Below are 20366 nucleotides of genomic sequence, written 5' to 3'. Positions count from 1 at the left end.
TGTGGCTGCACGAAACTACTCCTTAGTTGTCGCATTATGACCATGCCGCATGGGGATCACCTGGACCGGAGCTCTGTCTTCCTGCTCTTCCGGAGTGGGGTCGCACCATGTCGGCTATGGCCGTTAATGTAGTGTTCCAAAAAAACCTCACAATGAATGTTGCACGTATTCAAATTGAAGTGAAACCCAGTGAGCTTCCTTTGCGGAACTATTCACTGTGGGATGAGCAAACCCTTGCCAACGCGACGGGCTTAGCCATTGAACTTGCAGGTGGAAATCCCGGTTTCGGGGCCTGACCCCACGGTCACGAAAAAGGGGCCAGCCATTGGCCAGCCCCTGCTTGTATTGTCTGCCTGACGAAAGGTCAGGTCTGATGACCGCCTGTTGCCAGTCTTACTGACCGCTGCGCGCCGCACCGTCCGAGGACTTCAGGTAGTTGAAGAACTCGCTGTCCGGCGACAGCACCAGAGAGGAATTGCCCCCCTGAAGCGATTTCGCATAGGCGTTCAGGCTGCGATAGAAGTCAAAGAACTCCGGATCGGCGCCATACGCGCGGGCAAAGATGCCGTTGCGCTCAGCGTCGGCCTCACCTCGGATGACCTCGGCTTCACGTTCCGCATCAGATACCAGCTCGACCTCGGTCCGGTCCGCCTGCGCACGCACACGCTGCGCGGCCTCTTCACCGCGGGCGATCTCGTCTGCTGCTTCCCGCTCCCGCTCTGCGCGCATCCGCGCAAAGGTCGCCTCAAGGTTGGCCTGCGGCAGGTCGGTCCGTTTCAAACGCACGTCGATCACCTCAAGCCCGAGAGAGCGCGCCTCTGCGATGGCGCCGTTGCGGATCCGCAGCATCAGCGCCGCACGATCGGACGACAGGATGTCATTCGAGCTCACGGTACCCAGAACCTCACGGGTCTGGTCGCGCATGATGTTGTCCAGACGGGTTTCCGCAGCGGACACACCGCCCACGCCGACCGCTTCGCGGAAGCGCTGGACATCAGCGATCCGGTAACGCGAGAACGCATCGACCACCAGACGGCGGTCATCCAGCGGGGTGACCTCCAGCGGGCCGACCTCAAGGCTGAGGATACGGTCGTCATAGCGCACCACATCGTCGATGATCGGCATCTTAAAGGCGAGACCCGGGTCTTCTTTGACGTCCACAACCCGACCAAAGCGCAGCACCAGCGCCTTTTCGCGTTCGTCCACGATGAACACCGCAGACAGCGCCGCGATCAAAGCGACAACAATGACCGGCAGAATAAATGTCGATTTGTTCATCACTGGTTCTCCGTCCGACGCAGTTCATTGAGCGGCAGATAAGGAACGACGCCCTGACCACCTTCGCCACCGGCAGTATCATCAAGGATGATCTTGTCGACGCGGCCCAGAACCTCTTCCATCGTCTCCAGATACAGACGCTTGCGGGTCACTTCGGGTGCCTTCTGATATTCTTCCAGAACGGCAGTAAAGCGAGACGCCTCACCCTGCGCCTGGTTCACAACCTGGGCGCGGTAGGCTTCGGCTTCTTCCAGGGTCTGGGCTGCCTGACCGCGTGCCGCAGCCAGTTTGCGGTTCGCGTAGGCGTCGGCCTGTTTCTCAAGGCGGTCGCGTTCCTGACCAGCAGACTGGACCTCGCGGAAGGCATCCTTGACCGGATCCGGCGGATCCGCTCCATCAAAGTTGACCCGCACAATGTTCACGCCGCTGTCGTAGCTGTCCAGAGTGGACTGAATCAGTTCCTTCAGGCGGTCGCTGATCACACCCCGGTCACGGTTGAGGATCGGCGCCAGTTCAGACTGGGCGATGATCTCGCGCATGGCGGATTCGGACACAGCCGCAATGGTCGTGCGCGCATCACGCAGGTTGAACAGGAACTTCGCCGGATCATTGATGTTCCAGACCACCTGGAAGTCCACATCAATGATGTTTTCATCCCCGGTCAGCATCAGACCCGCGTCAGAGCCACGACCACCAGCACCGATATTTTCGGTCTGTTCCACCAGAACCGGGATCACCTCGTAGGTGACAAACGGCCAGGGCGCAAAGTTCAGACCCGGCTGGCCGGTCTGTGAATATTCACCGAGGAACAATTCGACAGAACGGGATTCCGTCTTGACCGAGTAAAAGCTCATGTAGGCCCAGAACGCCGCTGCCGCGAGCGCACCAAGCGCAACAGTGCCCTTGGTGAACATGGGGCCACCCCCACCAGAGTTGCCGCCACGGCCGCCACCGGAGTTGCCACCACCACTACGACCGCCCATCAGAACGCGCAGCTGTTCCTGACCTTTTTTGACCAGCTCGTCGATCTCGGGGATCTGGGGATCTTCGGGGCGACGTCCGCCGCCACCGCGGTTGTCATCCCCACCGCCCTGATTGTTGCCTCTGTTGCCAGAACCGCCAGAAGAGCCTCCGCCCCCCCAGGGGCCACCATTGTTGCCCGCCATATGTCTCCAATCCCTTAGTCGCCGCCCATCGCGGCTCGTGTTATGTACCTGTGGTTTCTTCTTGAAAAATCAAGCCGTCCGCACAGGGGTCTTCATCGTCACCAATTCTTCCGACATGGTGGGGTGAACCGCCACTGTCCGGTCGAAATCTTCTTTGGTTGCGCCCATTTTTACGGCGATCCCCGCAAGCTGGATCATTTCACCCGCGCCCGGCGCGACAATGTGACAGCCCAGCACCTTGCGTGTTTCCTTGGAGACGATCAGCTTCATCAGAACCCGCTGCGCACGACCGGCAAAGGACTGCTGCATCGGCTTGAAGGAGGTTGCGTAAACCTCGATCGCTTCCTGCTCGGCGGCGTCTTCTTCGCTCAGCCCCACGGTGCCCATCTCCGGCTGCGTGAAAATCGCAGTCGGGATCAGGTCGTGGTCGGGGCTGGTCGGATTGCCGTTGAACACCGTTTCGACAAACGCCATGCCCTCACGGATCGCCACGGGCGTCAGGTTCACCCGGTTGGTCACGTCGCCGATCGCATAAACCGAGGGCACGGCCGTCTGGCTGTAGTCATCCACCACAATGGCCCCTGCCCGGTCCCGCTCGATGCCCAGCGCCTCAAGGCCAAGGTTGTCCGCATTCGGGTTGCGGCCAGTGGCAAACAGCACCTGATCGAACAGGGTCTCGTCGCCGTTTGTCGCCTTGACCCAGATCTTGTCGCCTTCCTTGCGCATCTCCAGGACATTGGTGCCAAGGTGCAGATCGATGCCTGCCTGACACATTTCTTCGGACACCAGGCCCCGCGCCTCATCGTCAAAGCCGCGCAGGATTTGCGCGCCGCGGTAATATTGCGTGGTTTTGACGCCAAGCCCGTTCATGATCCCCGCGAATTCGCAGGCGATATAGCCGCCACCGACGATCAGGATATTTTCCGGCAACTTGTCGAGATGGAAAATCTCGTTCGAAGAGATCCCAAGCTCCGCCCCCTTGATATCAGGCATCGACGGCCAGCCACCCGTCGCCACCAGAATGTGCTTTGCGGTCTTCTTGGTGCCATCTGCCAGCTCGACGGTGTGTTCATCGGCCAGCTTGGCGCGCTGGTCAAAGCTCTCCACACCAGAGTTCTTCAGCAGATTGCGATAGATCCCTTCCAGCCGGTCCAGCTCGTTGTGCAGCTTGCCCTTGAAGGCATCCCAGTTGAAATCACCCGCAGTGATGTCCCAGCCATAGGCCTGGGCGTCCTCAACCACAGAGGCATACTCAGAAGCAAACACCATCAGTTTCTTGGGCACACAGCCCCGGATCACACAGGTGCCGCCATAGCGGTCTTCCTCTGCGAGGGCGACCTTGGCGCCGCCTGCGGCCGCCACACGTGCTGCCCGTACCCCACCGGAGCCGCCACCGATGACAAAGAGATCGTAATCAAAGCTCATTTCCGTCGCCCTTCTTATGTCTTGCGCGAGGTATCCCACAGCGCGATGCGAATTGCCAGTCTCGCAGGTGGGGTGTTCTGACGAGGTTTCAAATGGTTTGGAGTGGTTTAATCGCGAAACCGTGAAGGTCGCGTGAAAATTTCTCAGCCCCATCCTTACGCTTTTACACCTACATCCCTCTTGAAAGCCGCCCGCCCCGGCGTCATCTTGTGGCCCGCAGACCGCGCCGGTCTGCCCGTGATCGGGACGACCCGGTCATGTGATCTTTTATCGGGACGACCCGCAGAAAAAATCGAAAGGTCGTCATGAGATCCCCCCTCGACCGTATCCGCCACGCCCTCAGCTTTGAGATTCTGGCCCTGCTGTTGATCATTCCCCTTGGTGCCTGGCTGTTTCACATGCCGGTTGAAGCAATCGGCGTGGCCACCATTGTGGCGGCGACCCTCGCCACGGTCTGGAACTATGCCTATAACGAGCTGTTTGATCGCGTCATGCGCCGGATCAGCGGGTCTACCCAGAAATCGCCGCCCGTTCGCGTCCTGCACGCCATCCTGTTCGAGGCGGGCCTTCTGGTGGTCCTGATGCCGTTCTTTGCCTGGTATCTGCAGATCACCCTCTGGCAGGCCTTTGTGCTCGATATCTCTTTTGCGGCCTTCTACATGGTTTACGCGCTGGTCTTTAACTGGGCTTATGACCGGCTGTTTCCGCTGCCTGAATGGCAAGAGAGTTAAGGTCGGGATGCATTGAGTGCGCAGCGTCGAGGCGCGGCGGCTCAGTCGCCAAGATCTGCAAACAGATTGTCGCTTTCCATGAACTCCAGCCGGTCAGTTTCAATCGTGCCCTCGTTGATGTCGCGCACTTCGACCTTGCCATCACCATAGCCCACCACAACGGTATCGCAGATATCGATGAACAGGCCATTTTCGACCACGCCGGGGATCTGGTTCATCACCAGCGCCAATTGGCGGGCGTTGCCGATGCGATTGAGGTGCAGATCAAGGATGTGGTTGCCCTCATCCGTCACAAAGGCGGCATCGCCATTCATGCGCAGCGTGGTCTTGCGCCCCATCACATTCATCGCAACCAGCGTCTCTTCCACCAGCGCCTGCGTGGTCTGCCAGCCAAAGGGGATCACCTCGACCGGCAGCGGAAACGCCCCAAGGGTTTCGACTTCCTTGGCCTTGTCGGCAATGACCACCATCCGGTCCGAGGCGGTGGCGACAATCTTTTCCTGCAACAACGCACCGCCACCACCCTTGATGAGGTTCAGATCCCCGTCAAATTCGTCAGCACCATCAATGGTCAGATCCAGCCATTTGGCTTCATCCAGAGAGATGATATCAATCCCGACCTCGCGCGCCAGCTCTGCCGTCCGGGTCGAGGTCGGCACCCCCTTGATACGCAGACCTTCGCTGCGCACCATCTCCCCCAGGCACCGCACCAGCCAGGCGGCCGTTGATCCGGTCCCCAGGCCAACCCGCATACCATCCTCAACCATTTCCGCCGCACGTTTGGCAGCGACAAATTTGGCCTTGTCGATGGGCGACAGCTCTCCGGTCATGGCAGGTCTCCGTGGATAGATGGGCATGGGCTCCCTTGGCTTACCTATAGGCCACTTCGGTGCATCGTGCGAGATGGAACAGCGCAAGCACCTGCAGGTTCAGGGCTTTTGCGCCAGATTTGCGCCGCGGCGACGAACTTTCCCCTCCGCCTCGCCGCTTCTGTCGCACAGCCCCCAGGGTCAGGATGCATTGATCTGGCATCCTGTCCCTAGCGCAACACCGCCACCGACTGCAGCCGCGCCTTGGCAAAATCGATAAAGGCCCGCACCTTGGCAGGCGCCCGCCGCCCCTCTGCATGGACCAGATGAATGGGCAGCGCCGCCGGTTCGTGATCCTGCAAGACCCGCACCAATCGGCCAGCCTCCAGATCCGGCCCGACCTGATAGGACAAAACCCGGCACAACCCCCAATCCCGGCGCGCCACCTCGATCGCCGCCGCAACACTTGTCACCGCAAGACGCGGGCGCAGCCGCACCACATCGCGCAGCTCGCCGCCAAAGCGCCATTCTGAGACCGGGCTGATGGGCGAGGCAGACACCACCTTGTGCTGCAACAGATCAGCCGGGGTCAGGGGCGTCCCCGCCGCCGCAAGATACGCAGGCGATCCACAGACCACCCGATGCACCTGCCCCACCCGCACAGCCGTCAGCCCCGAGGAAGGCAGCTCTCCGATGCGCACCGCCAGATCAAACCCCTCCTCCACCATGTTCACAATCCGGTCCACCATGACCACCTCGGCGCTGACACCTGCATAGGTGTCCAGAAACTCGGTCAGGATCGGTGTTACATAGATGCGGCCGAACTCATTCGGGCAGGTAATGCGCAGCTGACCAACCGGATTGGAGGCCGCGCCGGTTGCGGCATCATCTGCCGCCTGCATCTGCGCCAGAATGTGGCGGGCATCCTCAAGATAGCGGCGTCCCACATCAGTCAGACGCACGCTGCGGGTGGTGCGGGTAAACAGGCGTGCGCCCAACCGCGCCTCCAGCGCATTCACCCCGCGCGTCGCCGACGGAGCACTCAACCCCATCCGCCGCGCCCCGGCGGCAAAACTCTCCGCCTCGGCCACCGCAACAAACACCTCGAGGCTCTGCAATCGATCCATATTACCATCACTTCGCGAAATAATGCCTTTCGCAAACAGTATATTCATTCGCAGATCGGGGCAAACTACCTTTCCCCCATCACCAAGGGGCCACCACATTGCGGCCCAGCCGAATTTCAACGCTGACCCAAAGACCTCAAAGAACAGGACATCCCATGACCCCCATCAAACTCTACCGCAATCCAAAATCCGGCCACTGCCACCGTGTCGAACTGATTCTGGCCTTTCTCGGCCTGCCTTATGAAACCATTGACCTCGACATGGCCAATGGTGCGCACAAAGCCCCGGAATACCTCAAGATCAGCCCCTTCGGAAAAGTTCCCGCCATCGACGACAGCGGCTATACCCTGTCCGATTCCAACGCCATTCTGGTCTATCTGGTCCAGACCTACGCAAAAGGGTCGCACTGGTTGCCCGAAGACCCAAAGACCGCAGCAGAAGTGCAGCGCTGGCTGACCATTGCCGCCGACAACATCTTTTCCGGCCCCTGCTCTGCCCGCCTGGTCACTCTGTTTGGCGCGCAGCTGGATCACGCAGCAGCCATCGCCAAATCACATGACCTGTTCAAACTGATGGAAACCCACCTGGACGGCCGCAACTGGCTCGCAGCCGAAACCATCACCATCGCGGATATTGCAGGCTACAGCTATATCGCACACGCACCGGAAGGCGGCGTGGATCTGGCCCCCTATCCCAATCTGCGCGCCTGGCTGAACCGGATCGAAGCAGAGGACAATTTTGTCCCCATGGTCGCATCCGAGGTGCCGGAACTGGCCTGATCCTTCCCCGGCATCCCCACAACAAAAACTGCCCCTGTGTCTGGCCCGCGCCTTTGGGTCCGACACAGGGCCTCCACCCCACAACACTCCCCACCCCGCAACACTCCCCAAACCACAGGAGACGTGACAATGGACAAGGCCCTGAATGTGACCCAGCCCCCCAATCCCTTTCACGCCGGGGAACTGGAGGCGCAGGCACGCGCCGGTGCCGGGAATGTGGCGGCCTGGGCCGGTGGCTTCATCCGCGACCACATGCCTGCCCAGCACCGCGATTTCTATACCTCCCTGCCGTTCCTCGTCATGGCTGGCGCCGATGCCGCGGGCCAGACCTGGGTCACGCTGGTCGATGGGGCCGAGGGCTTCATCACTTCGCCCAATGCCAAATCCTTATCTCTCGACACCCATATCGCCCCCGCAGATCCGCTCGCAGCCGCCTTTGAGGCAGGCACGGACATTGGCGTGGTCGGGATCGAATTGCACAGTCGCCGCCGCAACCGCTTCAGCGGTCATATCCGCAAGACCACGGCAGGCTACGGCATCGACATCCGCCAGACCTTTGGCAACTGTCCGCAGTATATCCACGAACGCAGCTGGCGGCGGGTCGCTGCCGCGCCAAAACCGGTCCGGCACAGCGCCACCTTGCGCAGCGCACAGATCAGACAGATCAGCCGCGCCGACACGCTGTTCATCGGCTCCGGCCATCAAAAGGGCGCAGACGTGCCGTCGCGCGGCTATGATGCGTCACACCGGGGCGGCGCGCCGGGTTTTGTGCATGTCGCCAGCCCCACCCGGCTCGCCATTCCGGACTACTCTGGCAACAACTTCTTCAACACCATCGGCAATATCCTGACCGACGAACGGGTGGGTCTCGTTTTTGTCGACTTTGAAACCGGCAGCCTGCTGCATGTGAGCGGGCGCGCCCATGTCAACTGGCGCCCGGAAAACAGCCACGACCCCGCCGCCTGGCGCATGATCGAGGTGGACATCGACGCCGTGGTGGAACGGCCCAATGCCCTGTCCCTGCGCTGGTCCGGCGGGATCACCAGCACCCGCGCGCTGCAGGTCCTGCGCCGCGAGGAGGAAACGCCTGAAATCACCTCCTTTTATCTGGGCGCAAAGGATGGCAAGCCGCTGCCGCCCTTCAAGGCCGGGCAACATCTGCCTGTCGAGGTGGACATCGAGGGCCAGTACATCCCGGCCAGCCGCAGCTATTCGCTCTCTGGCGCGTCGGATGCCAGCGGGCACTACCGGCTGTCGATCAAACGCGAACCCCAAGGCCAGGTCTCTCGCCTGCTGCACGACACCCTCAAAGCCGGTGACACCCTGCGCGTTGGCAAACCCTCCGGCGATTTCACCCGCCCAGTGTCAGAACGCCCGCTGTTCCTGGTCAGTGCAGGCGTCGGCCTCACCCCTATGGTCGCCATGCTGCACGAAACCCTCGCGCAACAGCCCGACCGCCCGGTCTGCTATATCCACGGGACGCGCAATCGACGCCACCACGCCCTGCGAAACGAAGTTGCCGCGCTGATCGCATCCGCCCCCAATGCCCGCCAGCTGCGCTATTTCAGCGATCCCGACCCCTCCGACAGACTGGGGCACGATTATGACCACCACGGCAGGATCACCGCAGCAGAGCTGCTCACGCTCGATGGGGCAACTGAGGCGGATTTCATGCTTTGTGGACCGGCCGCAATGATCGGCAGCCTGCGCCAACAGCTTGAGGCATCCGGCATCGCACCAGGGCGGATCCACTTTGAAACCTTCGGACCGACGCAACCCGCCGCCACCAAGGCGCCCCCTGCGGTCTGAGGCTGCAAACCCAGGCTCCTCCGGCAAATTGGCGCCGGGGGCAGCCAGAATGCGTGTTTCCTATTGGAAACGTCGGAAACGGGCGTTACCCCTGCCATCAGACACCTTAGAATGGTTCCATGATGGACAGCTACCGCCTGCACTATGCCCCCGACAACGCCTCGCTGGTGATCCGGCTCGCGTTGGAAGAGATGGGCCAGCCCTATCAGACCGCTTTGGTCGATCGGCGCGCAGCTGCGCATAAGTCAGCCGCCTACAGGGCGCTCAATCCGGCAGGTCTGATCCCGGTTCTGGAAACCCCAGACGGGGCGATCTTTGAAACGGCCGCGATCCTGCTGTGGCTGGCCGACCGCCACCCAGAGGCAGGCCTCATGCCGACCCCGGACAGCCCCCGCCGCGCCCATGCGCTCAAGTGGCTGTTTCACCTTTCCAACACGGTTCACGCCGATCTGCGGATCCTGTTCTATCCGGACAAATACATCGGCAGCGACCCTACCCAACAGACCGCGCTGCAAGACGGCATTTGCGCCCGCCTGAAGGTGCATCTGGAAAACATCGATCGTGAGTGCACCGCCAATCCCGACCTTCTTTGGCGGGACGCCGAGGATGGCCTCACGCCCACTGCGCCGCTGCTGTATCTTGCCTGCATGATGCGCTGGATGGCACTTTATCCCAGCACGTGGGATCGCAGCTGGTTTGACATCACCGCAACACCCGCCCTCGCGGCGGCGCTGGCACAGCTGGAACAGCGCCCCAGCACCGCAACCGCCGCTCAGGCAGAGGGGCTCGGCCCCACCCCGTTCACACAGCCCTCTTACGCAAATCCCTCAGAAGGATCAGCCACCTAATGTTCCTCTCCGTTTTTGACATGTTCAAAGTGGGCATCGGCCCGTCGTCCTCCCACACCATGGGGCCGATGGTGGCCGCCGCGCGGTTCCTCGACATGATGCGCGCCTCACCGTTTGAATTCCACGGATTGCGCGCCTCGCTGCACGGCTCGCTCGCCTTCACTGGCGTCGGCCACGCCACCGACCGCGCCACCATCCTGGGTCTCGGCGGCTTTGTGCCCGAGGACTACGACGACGAAAAGGCAGAGGCCTTTCTGGCAGAGCTGGACAAAACCCACAAAATGCACCCCGAAGGTCTGGGCGAGCTGCACTTCGACCCCAAGGCCGACATGATCTTTGACTACGATCACGCGCTGCCGGGCCACGCAAATGGCATGATCCTGATGGCAACCGACGCCCAGGGCGACGTCACCCTGCGTCAGGTGTTCTATTCCATCGGCGGCGGTTTTGTCGTGACCGAGGAAGAACTCGCCGCAGGCAAGGCCACCGACGAAGGCGACCCGGTGCCCTTCCCCTTCAAATCCGCAGCCGAAATGCTGGAGATGGCGAAATCCAGCGGCAAGTCCATCGCCGACATGAAGCGCGCCAACGAAATCGCACGCGGCTGTCCCGAAAGCCTTGCCAAAGGGACCGCGCGTATCTGGCAGGTGATGAACGACTGCATCAACCGCGGTCTGTCGCGCGACGGCATCCTGCCCGGTGGCCTGAACGTGCGCCGCCGCGCCAAAGGCATCCATGATGCCCTGCTCGCAGAGCGCGGCATGAACATCAACGCCCCGCACACGATCAACGACTGGATGAGCGTCTACGCGATGGCCGTGAACGAGGAAAACGCGGCCGGCGGTCAGGTCGTCACCGCGCCGACCAATGGCGCGGCAGGCACCCTGCCTGCAGTGATCCGCTACTACCTTGACCATGTGCCGGGCGCCTCGGAAAGCCACGTCGAGGACTTCCTGCTGACCGCCGCCGCCATCGCCGGTCTTGTAAAATACAACGCGTCGATCTCCGGCGCCGAGGCAGGTTGCCAGGCAGAGGTCGGCTCGGCCTCCGCGATGTCTGCCGCCGGTCTCTGCGCGGTGATGGGCGGCACGCCTGAACAGGTGGAAAACGCGGCTGAGATCGCACTGGAGCACCACCTCGGCATGACCTGCGACCCCGTGAAGGGTCTGGTGCAGGTCCCCTGCATCGAACGCAACGGCCTGGCGGCGATCAAGGCGGTCTCTGCCGCATCGCTCGCCCTGCGCGGCGACGGCCAGCACTTTGTGCCACTGGACGCCTGCATCGAGACCATGCGCCAGACCGGTGCCGACATGCACGACAAGTACAAGGAAACCTCGCTTGGCGGTCTGGCCGTGAACGTACCCAACTGCTGAGGTCGACGACCTGTCAGAACCTGACGTGACCTGAGGAAGGCGCAAATGCGCCTTCCTGCCCGGCGTTCGACACGCCCGATGAACGCAACGTTCCTCCGCTCCCCGCAACTCCAGCTTGCACCACACCCGCCAGCGCCCTAGCGTGGCGCAATGACACATGATCGCCCCTCCCTTGGCATCCTCCTGATGCTTGGTTTCTGTATCACCGCCCCGATGGGGGATGCGGTGGCCAAACTTCTTGGGGCGCATATCCCTCTGGGTCAGCTGCTGTTGGTCCGTTTTGCCGCGCAGGTTCTGTTGCTGGCGCCGCTCATCCTCGCCACTGGCCGCGTCTGGCGCATGCAGGGCCGGGTGTTGCGGCTGACCTTCGTGCGCACGCTCTTGCATATTGCGGGCATCGGCGCGATGTTCACCGGTCTCAAGTATCTGCCCCTCGCAGATGCCGTTGCGATTGCCTTCGTGATGCCCTTCATCATGCTGTTTCTCGGCAAATTCATTCTGGGCGAAGAGGTCGGCATGGTGCGCCTGCTGGCCTGCATCGTCGGTTTTGGTGGCACGCTTCTGGTGATCCAGCCCAGCTTTGTGGCCGTCGGCTGGCACGCGCTCTGGCCACTGATGGTGGCGGTGATCTTTGCCTTCTTCATGCTGGTCACCCGCCAGATCGCCAAGGACACCGACCCGATCAGCCTGCAGGCGGTCTCGGGCTCGATGGCCTGCGGTCTGCTCGCACCTGTCTTTGCCGTGGGCGCGGCGACGGATCTGCCGATCCTTGCCATCGTTTCCCCCACCGCAGATCAATGGGCCCTTCTGGCGGCCATTGGCCTTCTTGGCACGGCGGCTCATCTCCTGATGACATGGAGCCTGCGTTACGCCCCCGCCGCCACCCTTGCCTCCATGCAGTATCTGGAAATCCCCGTCGCGGCCCTGATCGGCCTGTGGATCTTTGACGAGCTGCCAAACGGCCTCGCCGCTCTGGGGATCCTGATCACCATCGCCGCCGGATTGTTTGTGATCCTGCGCGAACGCCAGATCCAGCTGAGACAAGCCGCCGCGGATCGCGAAGTGCTGCTGCTCAAGGATCCGCCCATCGCGCCGGAACAACCCGCGGTCTGACCGTCAGCCCCAGCCGGCCCGCACAACCGCGCCAGCAACTAGACCAGCGCGGCCACCACATCCGCCAGCCGCGCCCGTGGCAAGATCACCAACAACCCCGGACCGTCCGCCTCCAGCCTGAGCGGACCTGTCGCGCGGTTTGACGTGCCGATACGCGCCATCGGGTCCAGCTCCAGCCCGTCGATCGGCCATTCCAGCCCCTCGGACCGCCCCCGGACCGGCTGCATCGGAAACAAAGAGACGACCTCTCCTGCCTCCATCGGCAGCGAGAAAGGCGCGCGCAGGTGAAACACCACCTCCTGTGCACCCAGCAGCACGCAAGGGCTGGGATGGGGCTGAAGCAGCGTGTTGAACCCTGCCAGCTGATGGTCGATGCGCCCGCCCATGAAGCCGACAGCAATGACCAGTGGTGCGCGGATCATGCGCAGCGCCTTGTCAAAATCGGTTGTGGTCTGCTCGCTGACATGATGCAGCCGCCCCGCCGGGATATCTGCGCGCAGCTCCTGCGGCAGCGAGTCGAGATCGCCAATCACCGCCTCCGGCAGATGGCCTGCCTCCAGCGCATGCAACGCGCCCCCATCAGCCGCCACCAACGTCGGCGCCAACCCCAGCGAAAGCGCCAGATCTTGCGCGCCAAGCGCCCCAGCCCCGACCAATGTCACCGGCTGGCGACGATCAACAATAACCTCTGTCATGGCGGAATTACTCGCAGAAAAGGAAACAGACCACAATCTGAACACAAAATGATACGATCAATTGCACGGATTCGGGCGGAATTTGACCCCCTGCGCCATGAATATGAATGGCACTGACTTTGGCGAGGACACCTATCCGATGGTACAGAATAACAAGGTTTTGACGGTTTCCTACGGGACCTTTTCCTGCACGTTGGAAGGGTTCGAAGATTCCTTTGGCACGATGCAGGCCATCGCAGAGTATTTCCGCGATCTGGCCGCAGACGACCGCTATTTCGGCGCAGAGCCGCCGCAACCCGACGCGGATATGCTGGCACGGATTGCGCAAAAGGAAATCGCCCGCCAGGTCGAAGCGCGCACCAGCACCGAAGGCATTCACCTGCGAGCGGCCACTGGCCTGCCCGCGCCCGCGGCCCCGCAACCGGCTCCTGCTCAGCCGGAACCGGCGGCCGCGCCGGCGCCTGCAGCCGCCGCCCCCGCCCCGATCGAAGACGTCGCCCCAGTCCAAGCCGAAACCCCCGTCCAGACCACTGCCCCCGTCCAGCACGCAGCCCCGGCACAAGAGGCCGAGCCCGCAGCACAGGACATCCCGGAGGAGATCGCAGAGGATCAGGCCCAGGATCTGACAGCGGACGCCAACACGCCCGTCGCCGAAGACGTCGCCGAACCGGCCCCGAAACCCGCCGCCTCTCCCGAAAGCATCGCCGCCAAACTGCGCCGCATCCGTGCGGTTGTGGCCCAGACACCAAGCGATGACTTCACCGAAGACCAGCACGCCGACCAGGTGCGCGAAGAGGCGCTGCAGGACATCCAGAACGCTCTATCCGCCGATCACGCAATCGACGCAGAGCCGGAAACCAACCAAGAGCTCGACGGCGACGACAGCATTGATGATGCCACCGATGACGCCATTGCCGCCGCACTTGACCGGATTGATCTGGCCAGCACCTCCACCGCCGCTGCAATCAACGCCCCCGCCGAGGCCGATGCCTTCTTCGCCGACAGCCCAAGCTTGATCGCCAGCGACGACACGGACAGCGACGACACGGCCAGTGACGATTTCGACGACGCAGAAGACGAAGACCTCTCTGCCGACGATCCCATCTCCGTTCTGGACGATGACAGCGACGAAGACGACAGCCTCTTTGCGCAGGACGAGGCGCAGGACGACGCCGAGGACACCGCAGAACCTGCCGCCGAAACCACCCCAGAGCGCCCCCGCCGCACCGCCCGGATCGCCCGCATCAAACGCGCCGATCTGGAGGCCGCAATGGCAGCAGGCGCCCTTGAAGAACTGGACGACGACAGCCAGAGCCCCGAGGTTTCGGAACAAGACACCCCCGCTCCGCGCAAACGCGCCAAGTTGCAGCCTGACGCAGACAGCAGCCTCTCCGATGACGACGAAGCCGACCTGATGGCCGAACTCGCCGCCGTCGAGGCCGAGCTGCTGGGCGAAGACATCGATCTGACAGATGTGGCGCAGCACGACGCGGAAGCGGCAGAGGATCTCGACGATCTTGACGACGACAGCGTCGATCTCGCGGCTCTCGATGACGACGATGACATGCAGGAGAACGCGGAGCAGACCCACGACGACACCCCCGTCGCCAAACGCCCCGCGCCGCTCGATCTTGGCAATATCGCCAAGAGCATCATCCCCGGCCGCCAGCCCGCCGCACTGGATGAACCCGCCAAGCGCGGCCCGACCAGCACCGCCGACAGCGACATCGCCCGACTGATGGCTGCAACCGATGCCAAGCTGGAAGACCCCGAAACCAGCGATCAGCGCGAAACCTACAGCCAGCTGCGCGCGGTGATGGCGGCAGCCTCTGCCGAACGCTCTGCCGGTGGCAGTCTGGACAAGGAAGATGACGCGCAGGTCTATCGCGACGATCTTGCCAGCGTTGTGCGTCCCCGTCGCCCCGGCAGCCGCGCCGACAGCGGCAGCGACCGCCGCCCTGGCGCCCAGATCAGCCGCCCGGCACCGCTGAAACTGGTGCAGGAACAACGCATTGACGAAACCGAAACTCCCGCAGCCGCCCCCGTGCGCCCGCGCCGGGTCTCTGCTGCCGTTCTCGCCGAAGAGCCCCGCAACAGCGGCAGCGAAGGTGGATTTGCCGCCTACGCACAAGAGGCAGGCGCCGTCGAACTGGGCGAACTGCTTGAGGCAGCAGCCGCCTACATGAGCTTCGTCGAAGGGCGCGATCACTTCTCCCGCCCGCAGCTGATGAACAAGGTCCGCGGCGTCGACGGGACCGAGTTCAACCGCGAAGACGGGCTGCGCAGCTTTGGCCAGCTCCTGCGCGAGGGCAAAATCGAACGCGCCGACAACGGCCGCTTCACCGCGTCAGGCCAGATCGGCTTCCAGCCCGGCAACCGCGCCGCAGGCTGACCTCTGCCCCTGAGACCCATAACACCACAGCAAAAAAGGCGGCCTCAAAGGCCGCCTTTTTCACGTCCGGGCCAATCGCCCGTCATCTTTCCCGAAATACTCCCGGGTGAATTGACCGCAAGGTCAAGAGGGGCAGCGCCCCTCTCCCCGCGCGCAGCTCCGCGCCTCAGCCCTGATCCTGGTCGGGATCATCCGGATCCGCCTTGCCGACACCGCGAAAGACGAATTTGAACGGCAGGATCCACAGAACCCCCAGCAGCACATAGACCACCAGCTCAACCAGCAGCGACGGCCGGTCAAGCCAGCTGATCACGTTGACCGCCAGCACGATATAAAGCGGCATGCCGATCAGCAGGATCACCAGCGCCCAGCGCCGCCGGGCCTTGTAGCTCAATGCGGGTTTATCCGACATCAGTCAGCAAACGGGTCCGTCACCAGGATGGTGTCGTCCCGCTCCGGGCTGGTGGACAAAAGCGCAACCGGGCATTCGATCAGCTCTTCCACACGTTTCACGTATTTGATCGCATTGGCAGGCAGATCGTTCCAGCTGCGCGCGCCTTCCGTCGACTCGCTCCAACCCGGCATCTCTTCATAGATGGGGGTGCAGCGGGCCTGCTGGTCGGCAGCGGTCGGCAGGTAATCCAGACGCTCGCCGTCCAGCTCATAACCCACGCAGATCTTCAGGGTTTCAAACCCATCCAGAACATCCAGCTTGGTCAGCGAAATGCCGGTGATGCCAGAGGTCGCACAGGTCTGACGCACAAGGCAGGCATCAAACCAGCCACAGCGACGCTGACGGCCGGTGGTGGTGCCGAATTCATGACCACGGGTGCCCAGACGCTCGCCATCCGCATCCGGCGTGCCGTCATCCTTCAACAGCTCGGTCGGGAACGGGCCTTCGCCCACACGGGTGGTATAGGCCTTCACGATGCCCAGCACATAATCGATGGAGCCCGGACCAATACCCACGCCCGTTGCCGCCTGACCAGCAATCACGTTGGAGGAGGTCACAAACGGGTAGGTCCCGAAATCAATGTCCAAAAGCGCGCCCTGCGCCCCTTCGAACAGGATCCGCTTGCCCGCTTTGCGCTTTTCGTTCAGCACCTTCCAGACCGGTGCCGCATAAGGCAGGATCTCTTTGGCGATCTCTTTCAGCTGGGCAATCAGACCGTCGCGATCAACCGCTTCGATGCCCAGACCCTTGCGCAACGGATCATGGTGCTGCAGGGCGCGGTCAACGCGCGCCACCAGGGTCGCCTCATCCGCCAGGTCGGCCACGCGGATCGCACGACGGCCCACCTTGTCCTCATAGGCCGGGCCAATGCCGCGACCGGTGGTGCCGATCTTGGTACCCTTGGAGGCCGCTTCCTCACGCGCCCGGTCCAGCTCGCCGTGCAGCGGCAGGATCAGCGGGGTGTTTTCCGCAATCATCAGCGTCTCAGGAGAGATGTCCACGCCCTGGGCGCGCACGGTCTCGATCTCCTTGATCAGATGCCAGGGGTCCAGCACCACACCATTGCCGATGACCGAAAGCTTGCCACCCCGCACAACGCCAGACGGCAGCGCGTGCAGTTTGTAGACCTTGCTGTCAATCACCAGCGTATGACCGGCGTTATGGCCGCCCTGGAAACGTGCGATCACATCAGCGCGCTCGCTGAGCCAATCCACGATCTTGCCTTTACCTTCGTCACCCCACTGGGCGCCGACTACCACAACATTGGCCATCTCAGGTCCTTTGCATGCTGGTTGAAACCGACGCTCCGTATAACGAGGCAGTGGCGGCAGTGGAACCGGTTTTTCGCCGCACCCGGCCTCAGCCCCGCTTTTCCACAAGATATCGACGCACAAGCGCCGTCCAAAGCGGGCGAATTGAACCACCAGATCCGGATTTGCGGCCCAGCCTCTGTTGATTCCCCCCAAAAACCACCACCGCGCCCGGCCTCTCGCAGCGTGGCTTCAGTGCAGCGCAGCCCAGATCGGCCCCGCAGACGCCAGGCCAGCATAGGCCAGCCCCCCAACGCACATGGTCAGGATCACATGATTGGTGACATAGGCCACGCCCAGCGCCACCGCAGCCGCCGCCCATGTCACCGCCGACTGCCCCGCCAGCGAGGACGCAACCAGCGCCACCACCAACAGCCCAGGCACATCATCCAGCACCCACGCAAAACGGGATGTCCGGATGGCATCACCCGCAAACAGGCCCAGAACCCGGATCGAAAATGCCGCAATCGCCAAGAGCAGGATCAACATCCAATGGGACAACGTCATGCAACCACCCTCTCTTTTCGCCGGACAAGCCCGGACACCACCAGACCAAGACAGGCGCCTGCAACAATGGCATAGGCCTTTGGCGCCCCAAGCTGGACAGCGGCAAGGGTGCCTGCAAGGCTCACGGCCCAGGGCAGCAGGTTCTGCGCCCCACGCCACATCCCCCGCGCCATCGCGATAAAGGCCGCGGTAAAGGCAAACCCAAGACCAAACCGGTCCAGATCCGGCAGGCTTGCCCCTGCAACGGCCCCCAATGTCGTCGACACCGTCCAGACCGAAATCATGACAATCCCCGAGCCCAGCAGGAACTCTGCCCCAACACGTGGGGTCTTGGCCCGCTCTGCCATGGTCAGCGCCCAGTTCTCGTCGCCGGTGATATGGATGGCCACCAGCTTCATCCGCAGCGACAGCCCGCTCAGAATGTCAGACAACGAGGCCACGATCCCGATATACCGCAGGTTCAGCGCCGCCCCCGCAAAGGCCGCCCCAAGCACAGCAGAGCTGCCCGCGAACTGCTCTACCGCCACGATCTGCGAAGACCCTGCATGGACAAGCCCGCTCATCAGGGAAATACCCCACCAGGGGAATCCGACCTGCGCAGCCAGCAGCCCAAAGGCAAAACCATAGACCGCCGCACCAGAGGCCAGGGGAAGAATTGCAAATACACCATGTTTCATGCCCCGCAGGTTACGCAGAACAGGTGATCGACAGAACAGATCATTTCAGTCAATTATGATCTGATAGCATCACAAACTGCACACATCAGGACACCATACGATCATGGATCACCTCGACCACAAACTTCTCGCCCTGCTGCAAGACAACGCCCGCACCACGATCCAGCACATGGCCGAGCACATAGGCGCCTCCACCGCCTCGGTGCAGCGCCGCCTCAAGGCGCTGCGCGACGGCGGCTTTATCCGCAAGGAGGTCGCGGTCCTCGATCAGGCGAAACTGGGCTTCGGCGTCACCGCCATCGTCTCTGTCGAACTGGAACGCGACCGCCTTGACCAGATCAACGCCTTCAAGCGCAAGGCCCGCGAAGATCGACAGGTCACCAATTTCTACTGCATCGCCGGAGACGCGGATTTCGTGATGATTGTCGTCGCCAAGGACATGGCCGACTACGAAACCTTCACCCATCGCTTTTTCTTTGCCGACAAGAACGTGCGCAAATTCCGCACATCGATTGTTGTCTCTACCGAAAAGGCCACGCTCGACCTGCCGATCTAGGGCCCTGACCCGAGGGCTATCTTTGCGCAAAACAGGCGCAAAACGCGGAACTCCTCCGCCGGGCGGGCGTTGGGCCTGCAGACCCAAACAGGAGAACGGTGATGTCGTCGGCAAAATCCAAGGACCAGATCTGGGAGGAATGGCGCGCGCTCGTCAACATGGCCCCGGCCGAGCTGGAAGACTGGCTTGAGACCGAGCGCTCCAAATCCGTCGGCGACACAGACAACGGCGAAAGCACCGGCCACAAATCCGGTCGCCGCATCGTCTCTATCAAGCGTACCAACAAGGCAGAGCTGAGCGACAGCCAGTGGGACCACATGGCCACCGTCGTGGGCTACATCAAACGTCACCGCGCGCAAGGTGGCCCGCAGGAAGCCACCGAACACTCCCCCTGGCGCTATTCCCTGATGAACTGGGGCCACGACCCGCTAAAGCATGACGCACAGGCAGAGGGCAGCTGAAATGTCGTCAGCCGAAAAAACCGACCCCGACCTGTGGGAAGACGTGAAAGACGAAATCACCGCCAGCGACAAGGGCGGCGAGCCGGGCCAATGGTCGGCCCGCAAGGCACAGCTCGCGGTGCAGGAATACAAGAGACGCGGCGGCGGCTACACCGACGACAGCCCCGACCAGGAGGACACCGACCTCCACCAATGGACAGAGGAAGACTGGGGCACCAAATCCGGCGCCCCCTCCGCGCAATCCGGCGAACGCTAACTCCCCCGAAAGGTCCGCATGCTGCTGACCAAAGACGAATACGCCCGCTCAACCAGGGACAAAAAGCAGGGCGACAGCCAATTCGTCGATCAGCCGGACGACGTGCGCGACAAGGTCGCCAGGATCAAGGAAGATGGTCCAACCAAGGACATGCTGATGGAGCGCGCCCGCGATCTCGACATCACCGGCCGCGCCTCCATGACGAAACAGGGCCTCCTCGACGCCATCGACGCCGCCACCGACGAAAACGGCCGCGCCAAAGGCTCCACCGCCGCGCTGGAGCAGAAAACCAAAGACGACCTCTACGCCATGGCCCAGGACCAGGACATCGAGGGCCGCTCCTCCATGTCCAAATCCGACCTGGTCAAGGCCCTCGCAAAAGACGCCTAACCCCCGCCCCCCAGCGCAGGCCAAAAACGCCCCCTGCGGGCTGCGGAGGTCTGTTTTGAGTTCTATCCGGGAGCTGCTGGTTGGCCTATGTGCTTTGAGTGGTTTGAGGTGCGAACAGCCCAAAGCGGACATGATCTTTGCGCTCGCAGCATCGAAGCCTCTAGGCAAGAGGGGCGGAGAGCTGCCGTTCGCTGCGCGCTGGTCCAATGT

The 20366-nt window shown here is 62.4% G+C and carries 22 protein-coding genes; 12 read left to right on the top strand and 10 right to left on the bottom strand.

The annotated features are described in order from the left end of the window. The first annotated feature begins 107 nt into the window (after positions 1-107). Positions 108-296, top strand: coding sequence for a hypothetical protein (locus NIT7645_RS19435; protein WP_131724140.1), 189 nt, complete (start codon positions 108-110; stop codon positions 294-296). Positions 297-393: 97 nt separating this feature from the next. Here NIT7645_RS19435 and hflC read toward each other — a convergent pair whose 3' ends face one another. The 3 genes from hflC to gor all read right to left on the bottom strand — a co-directional run bounded on the left by hflC (position 394) and on the right by gor (position 3869). Further along, positions 394-1278, bottom strand: coding sequence for a protease modulator HflC (gene hflC, locus NIT7645_RS02340; protein WP_008559516.1), 885 nt, complete (start codon positions 1276-1278; stop codon positions 394-396). Then, positions 1278-2444 (bottom strand): FtsH protease activity modulator HflK, encoded by a 1167-nt coding sequence (gene hflK / locus NIT7645_RS02335; protein ID WP_008561643.1) that lies wholly within the window; start codon positions 2442-2444, stop codon positions 1278-1280. Before hflK ends, hflC begins: the two co-directional genes overlap by 1 nt. Before the next feature lie 69 nt (positions 2445-2513). Further along, on the bottom strand, positions 2514-3869 hold the full coding sequence (gene gor, locus NIT7645_RS02330; protein ID WP_008560829.1) for a glutathione-disulfide reductase: 1356 nt from the start codon (positions 3867-3869) through the stop codon (positions 2514-2516). Positions 3870-4174: 305 nt separating this feature from the next. Between gor and NIT7645_RS02325 the strand changes: the two genes are divergently transcribed. Then, positions 4175-4600, top strand: a complete 426-nt coding sequence (locus NIT7645_RS02325) for a PACE efflux transporter (protein WP_008559325.1) — start codon at positions 4175-4177, stop codon at positions 4598-4600. A gap of 41 nt (positions 4601-4641) precedes the next feature. Here NIT7645_RS02325 and rpiA read toward each other — a convergent pair whose 3' ends face one another. Both rpiA and NIT7645_RS02315 read right to left on the bottom strand, forming a co-directional pair. Continuing rightward, complete coding sequence (gene rpiA / locus NIT7645_RS02320; RefSeq protein WP_008560702.1) at positions 4642-5430, bottom strand: ribose-5-phosphate isomerase RpiA; 789 nt, start codon at positions 5428-5430, stop codon at positions 4642-4644. Positions 5431-5639: 209 nt separating this feature from the next. Further along, positions 5640-6536 carry a LysR family transcriptional regulator gene (locus NIT7645_RS02315; protein WP_008562456.1) on the bottom strand — a complete coding sequence of 299 codons (897 nt, stop codon included), beginning with the start codon at positions 6534-6536 and terminating at the stop codon, positions 5640-5642. Between the two features lie 155 nt (positions 6537-6691). Here NIT7645_RS02315 and NIT7645_RS02310 point away from each other — a divergent pair, with 155 nt between their 5' ends. The 5 genes from NIT7645_RS02310 (at position 6692) to NIT7645_RS02290 (ending at position 12458) form a co-directional block, all read left to right on the top strand. Then, positions 6692-7315 carry a glutathione S-transferase family protein gene (locus tag NIT7645_RS02310; RefSeq protein ID WP_050686004.1) on the top strand — a complete coding sequence of 208 codons (624 nt, stop codon included), beginning with the start codon at positions 6692-6694 and terminating at the stop codon, positions 7313-7315. A 129-nt stretch (positions 7316-7444) separates the two neighbouring features. After that, positions 7445-9124 carry an FAD-binding oxidoreductase gene (locus NIT7645_RS02305; RefSeq protein ID WP_008562612.1) on the top strand — a complete coding sequence of 560 codons (1680 nt, stop codon included), beginning with the start codon at positions 7445-7447 and terminating at the stop codon, positions 9122-9124. A gap of 119 nt (positions 9125-9243) precedes the next feature. Further along, positions 9244-9972 (top strand): glutathione S-transferase family protein, encoded by a 729-nt coding sequence (locus NIT7645_RS02300; protein WP_037302158.1) that lies wholly within the window; start codon positions 9244-9246, stop codon positions 9970-9972. Next, a complete protein-coding gene (locus NIT7645_RS02295; RefSeq protein ID WP_008562126.1) occupies positions 9972-11345 on the top strand; it encodes an L-serine ammonia-lyase in 1374 nt (457 codons plus the stop codon). Before NIT7645_RS02300 ends, NIT7645_RS02295 begins: the two co-directional genes overlap by 1 nt. 150 nt (positions 11346-11495) lie before the next feature. After that, positions 11496-12458 carry a DMT family transporter gene (locus tag NIT7645_RS02290; protein ID WP_008563159.1) on the top strand — a complete coding sequence of 321 codons (963 nt, stop codon included), beginning with the start codon at positions 11496-11498 and terminating at the stop codon, positions 12456-12458. Between the two features lie 38 nt (positions 12459-12496). Here the strand turns inward: NIT7645_RS02290 and NIT7645_RS02285 are convergent, their stop codons facing one another. Beyond that, positions 12497-13153, bottom strand: a complete 657-nt coding sequence (locus NIT7645_RS02285) for a thiamine diphosphokinase (RefSeq protein WP_008560252.1) — start codon at positions 13151-13153, stop codon at positions 12497-12499. A 139-nt stretch (positions 13154-13292) separates the two neighbouring features. Here NIT7645_RS02285 and NIT7645_RS02280 point away from each other — a divergent pair, with 139 nt between their 5' ends. After that, positions 13293-15545 (top strand): hypothetical protein, encoded by a 2253-nt coding sequence (locus NIT7645_RS02280; protein ID WP_050686025.1) that lies wholly within the window; start codon positions 13293-13295, stop codon positions 15543-15545. Positions 15546-15711: 166 nt separating this feature from the next. Here NIT7645_RS02280 and NIT7645_RS02275 read toward each other — a convergent pair whose 3' ends face one another. The 4 genes from NIT7645_RS02275 to NIT7645_RS02260 form a co-directional block, all read right to left on the bottom strand. Beyond that, positions 15712-15957 carry a DUF2842 domain-containing protein gene (locus NIT7645_RS02275; RefSeq protein WP_037302156.1) on the bottom strand — a complete coding sequence of 82 codons (246 nt, stop codon included), beginning with the start codon at positions 15955-15957 and terminating at the stop codon, positions 15712-15714. Next, positions 15957-17270 carry an adenylosuccinate synthase gene (locus tag NIT7645_RS02270; RefSeq protein ID WP_050685999.1) on the bottom strand — a complete coding sequence of 438 codons (1314 nt, stop codon included), beginning with the start codon at positions 17268-17270 and terminating at the stop codon, positions 15957-15959. Before NIT7645_RS02270 ends, NIT7645_RS02275 begins: the two co-directional genes overlap by 1 nt. Before the next feature lie 231 nt (positions 17271-17501). Next, positions 17502-17816: an AzlD domain-containing protein gene (locus NIT7645_RS02265; protein ID WP_050685997.1), complete on the bottom strand. Its 315-nt coding sequence runs from the start codon at positions 17814-17816 to the stop codon at positions 17502-17504. Continuing rightward, entirely contained in the window at positions 17813-18493 is a 681-nt protein-coding gene (locus tag NIT7645_RS02260; protein ID WP_050685995.1) for an AzlC family ABC transporter permease, read from the bottom strand. The genes NIT7645_RS02265 and NIT7645_RS02260 overlap by 4 nt, the downstream gene beginning before the upstream one ends. A gap of 103 nt (positions 18494-18596) precedes the next feature. Between NIT7645_RS02260 and NIT7645_RS02255 the strand changes: the two genes are divergently transcribed. From NIT7645_RS02255 to NIT7645_RS19625, 4 genes are all read left to right on the top strand, one after another. After that, positions 18597-19049: an Lrp/AsnC family transcriptional regulator gene (locus NIT7645_RS02255; protein ID WP_008563287.1), complete on the top strand. Its 453-nt coding sequence runs from the start codon at positions 18597-18599 to the stop codon at positions 19047-19049. 101 nt (positions 19050-19150) lie between these two features. After that, entirely contained in the window at positions 19151-19510 is a 360-nt protein-coding gene (locus tag NIT7645_RS02250; protein ID WP_050685993.1) for a DUF3140 domain-containing protein, read from the top strand. A gap of 1 nt (position 19511) precedes the next feature. Further along, entirely contained in the window at positions 19512-19766 is a 255-nt protein-coding gene (locus NIT7645_RS19630; protein WP_242656162.1) for a DUF5872 domain-containing protein, read from the top strand. A gap of 18 nt (positions 19767-19784) precedes the next feature. Beyond that, positions 19785-20156, top strand: coding sequence for a Rho termination factor N-terminal domain-containing protein (locus NIT7645_RS19625; protein ID WP_242656161.1), 372 nt, complete (start codon positions 19785-19787; stop codon positions 20154-20156). The last annotated feature ends 210 nt before the right edge of the window (positions 20157-20366 follow it).

It is taken from the genome of Phaeobacter italicus (genome assembly GCF_001258055.1).
Taxonomy (GTDB): domain Bacteria; phylum Pseudomonadota; class Alphaproteobacteria; order Rhodobacterales; family Rhodobacteraceae; genus Phaeobacter; species Phaeobacter italicus.
The sequence above is the reverse complement of the archived record's forward strand: the minus strand, read 5'-3'. Positions and strand labels throughout refer to the sequence as shown.

What these genes read in the sequence shown, in the direction of transcription:
- NIT7645_RS02315 (WP_008562456.1), bottom strand. Translation starts at nt 6,536, where the DNA reads ATGGATCGATTGCAGAGCCTCGAGGTGTTTGTTGCGGTGGCCGAGGCG.
- NIT7645_RS19435 (WP_131724140.1), top strand. Translation starts at nt 108, where the DNA reads ATGTCGGCTATGGCCGTTAATGTAGTGTTCCAAAAAAACCTCACAATG.
- NIT7645_RS19630 (WP_242656162.1), top strand. Translation starts at nt 19,512, where the DNA reads ATGTCGTCAGCCGAAAAAACCGACCCCGACCTGTGGGAAGACGTGAAA.
- rpiA (WP_008560702.1), bottom strand. Translation starts at nt 5,430, where the DNA reads ATGACCGGAGAGCTGTCGCCCATCGACAAGGCCAAATTTGTCGCTGCC.
- NIT7645_RS02290 (WP_008563159.1), top strand. Translation starts at nt 11,496, where the DNA reads ATGACACATGATCGCCCCTCCCTTGGCATCCTCCTGATGCTTGGTTTC.
- NIT7645_RS02255 (WP_008563287.1), top strand. Translation starts at nt 18,597, where the DNA reads ATGGATCACCTCGACCACAAACTTCTCGCCCTGCTGCAAGACAACGCC.
- gor (WP_008560829.1), bottom strand. Translation starts at nt 3,869, where the DNA reads ATGAGCTTTGATTACGATCTCTTTGTCATCGGTGGCGGCTCCGGTGGG.
- NIT7645_RS02325 (WP_008559325.1), top strand. Translation starts at nt 4,175, where the DNA reads ATGAGATCCCCCCTCGACCGTATCCGCCACGCCCTCAGCTTTGAGATT.
- NIT7645_RS02295 (WP_008562126.1), top strand. Translation starts at nt 9,972, where the DNA reads ATGTTCCTCTCCGTTTTTGACATGTTCAAAGTGGGCATCGGCCCGTCG.
- NIT7645_RS02270 (WP_050685999.1), bottom strand. Translation starts at nt 17,270, where the DNA reads ATGGCCAATGTTGTGGTAGTCGGCGCCCAGTGGGGTGACGAAGGTAAA.
- NIT7645_RS02305 (WP_008562612.1), top strand. Translation starts at nt 7,445, where the DNA reads ATGGACAAGGCCCTGAATGTGACCCAGCCCCCCAATCCCTTTCACGCC.
- NIT7645_RS02280 (WP_050686025.1), top strand. Translation starts at nt 13,293, where the DNA reads ATGGTACAGAATAACAAGGTTTTGACGGTTTCCTACGGGACCTTTTCC.
- NIT7645_RS02260 (WP_050685995.1), bottom strand. Translation starts at nt 18,493, where the DNA reads ATGAAACATGGTGTATTTGCAATTCTTCCCCTGGCCTCTGGTGCGGCG.
- NIT7645_RS02300 (WP_037302158.1), top strand. Translation starts at nt 9,244, where the DNA reads ATGATGGACAGCTACCGCCTGCACTATGCCCCCGACAACGCCTCGCTG.
- NIT7645_RS02265 (WP_050685997.1), bottom strand. Translation starts at nt 17,816, where the DNA reads ATGACGTTGTCCCATTGGATGTTGATCCTGCTCTTGGCGATTGCGGCA.
- NIT7645_RS02285 (WP_008560252.1), bottom strand. Translation starts at nt 13,153, where the DNA reads ATGACAGAGGTTATTGTTGATCGTCGCCAGCCGGTGACATTGGTCGGG.
- hflC (WP_008559516.1), bottom strand. Translation starts at nt 1,278, where the DNA reads ATGAACAAATCGACATTTATTCTGCCGGTCATTGTTGTCGCTTTGATC.
- NIT7645_RS19625 (WP_242656161.1), top strand. Translation starts at nt 19,785, where the DNA reads ATGCTGCTGACCAAAGACGAATACGCCCGCTCAACCAGGGACAAAAAG.
- NIT7645_RS02275 (WP_037302156.1), bottom strand. Translation starts at nt 15,957, where the DNA reads ATGTCGGATAAACCCGCATTGAGCTACAAGGCCCGGCGGCGCTGGGCG.
- NIT7645_RS02250 (WP_050685993.1), top strand. Translation starts at nt 19,151, where the DNA reads ATGTCGTCGGCAAAATCCAAGGACCAGATCTGGGAGGAATGGCGCGCG.
- NIT7645_RS02310 (WP_050686004.1), top strand. Translation starts at nt 6,692, where the DNA reads ATGACCCCCATCAAACTCTACCGCAATCCAAAATCCGGCCACTGCCAC.
- hflK (WP_008561643.1), bottom strand. Translation starts at nt 2,444, where the DNA reads ATGGCGGGCAACAATGGTGGCCCCTGGGGGGGCGGAGGCTCTTCTGGC.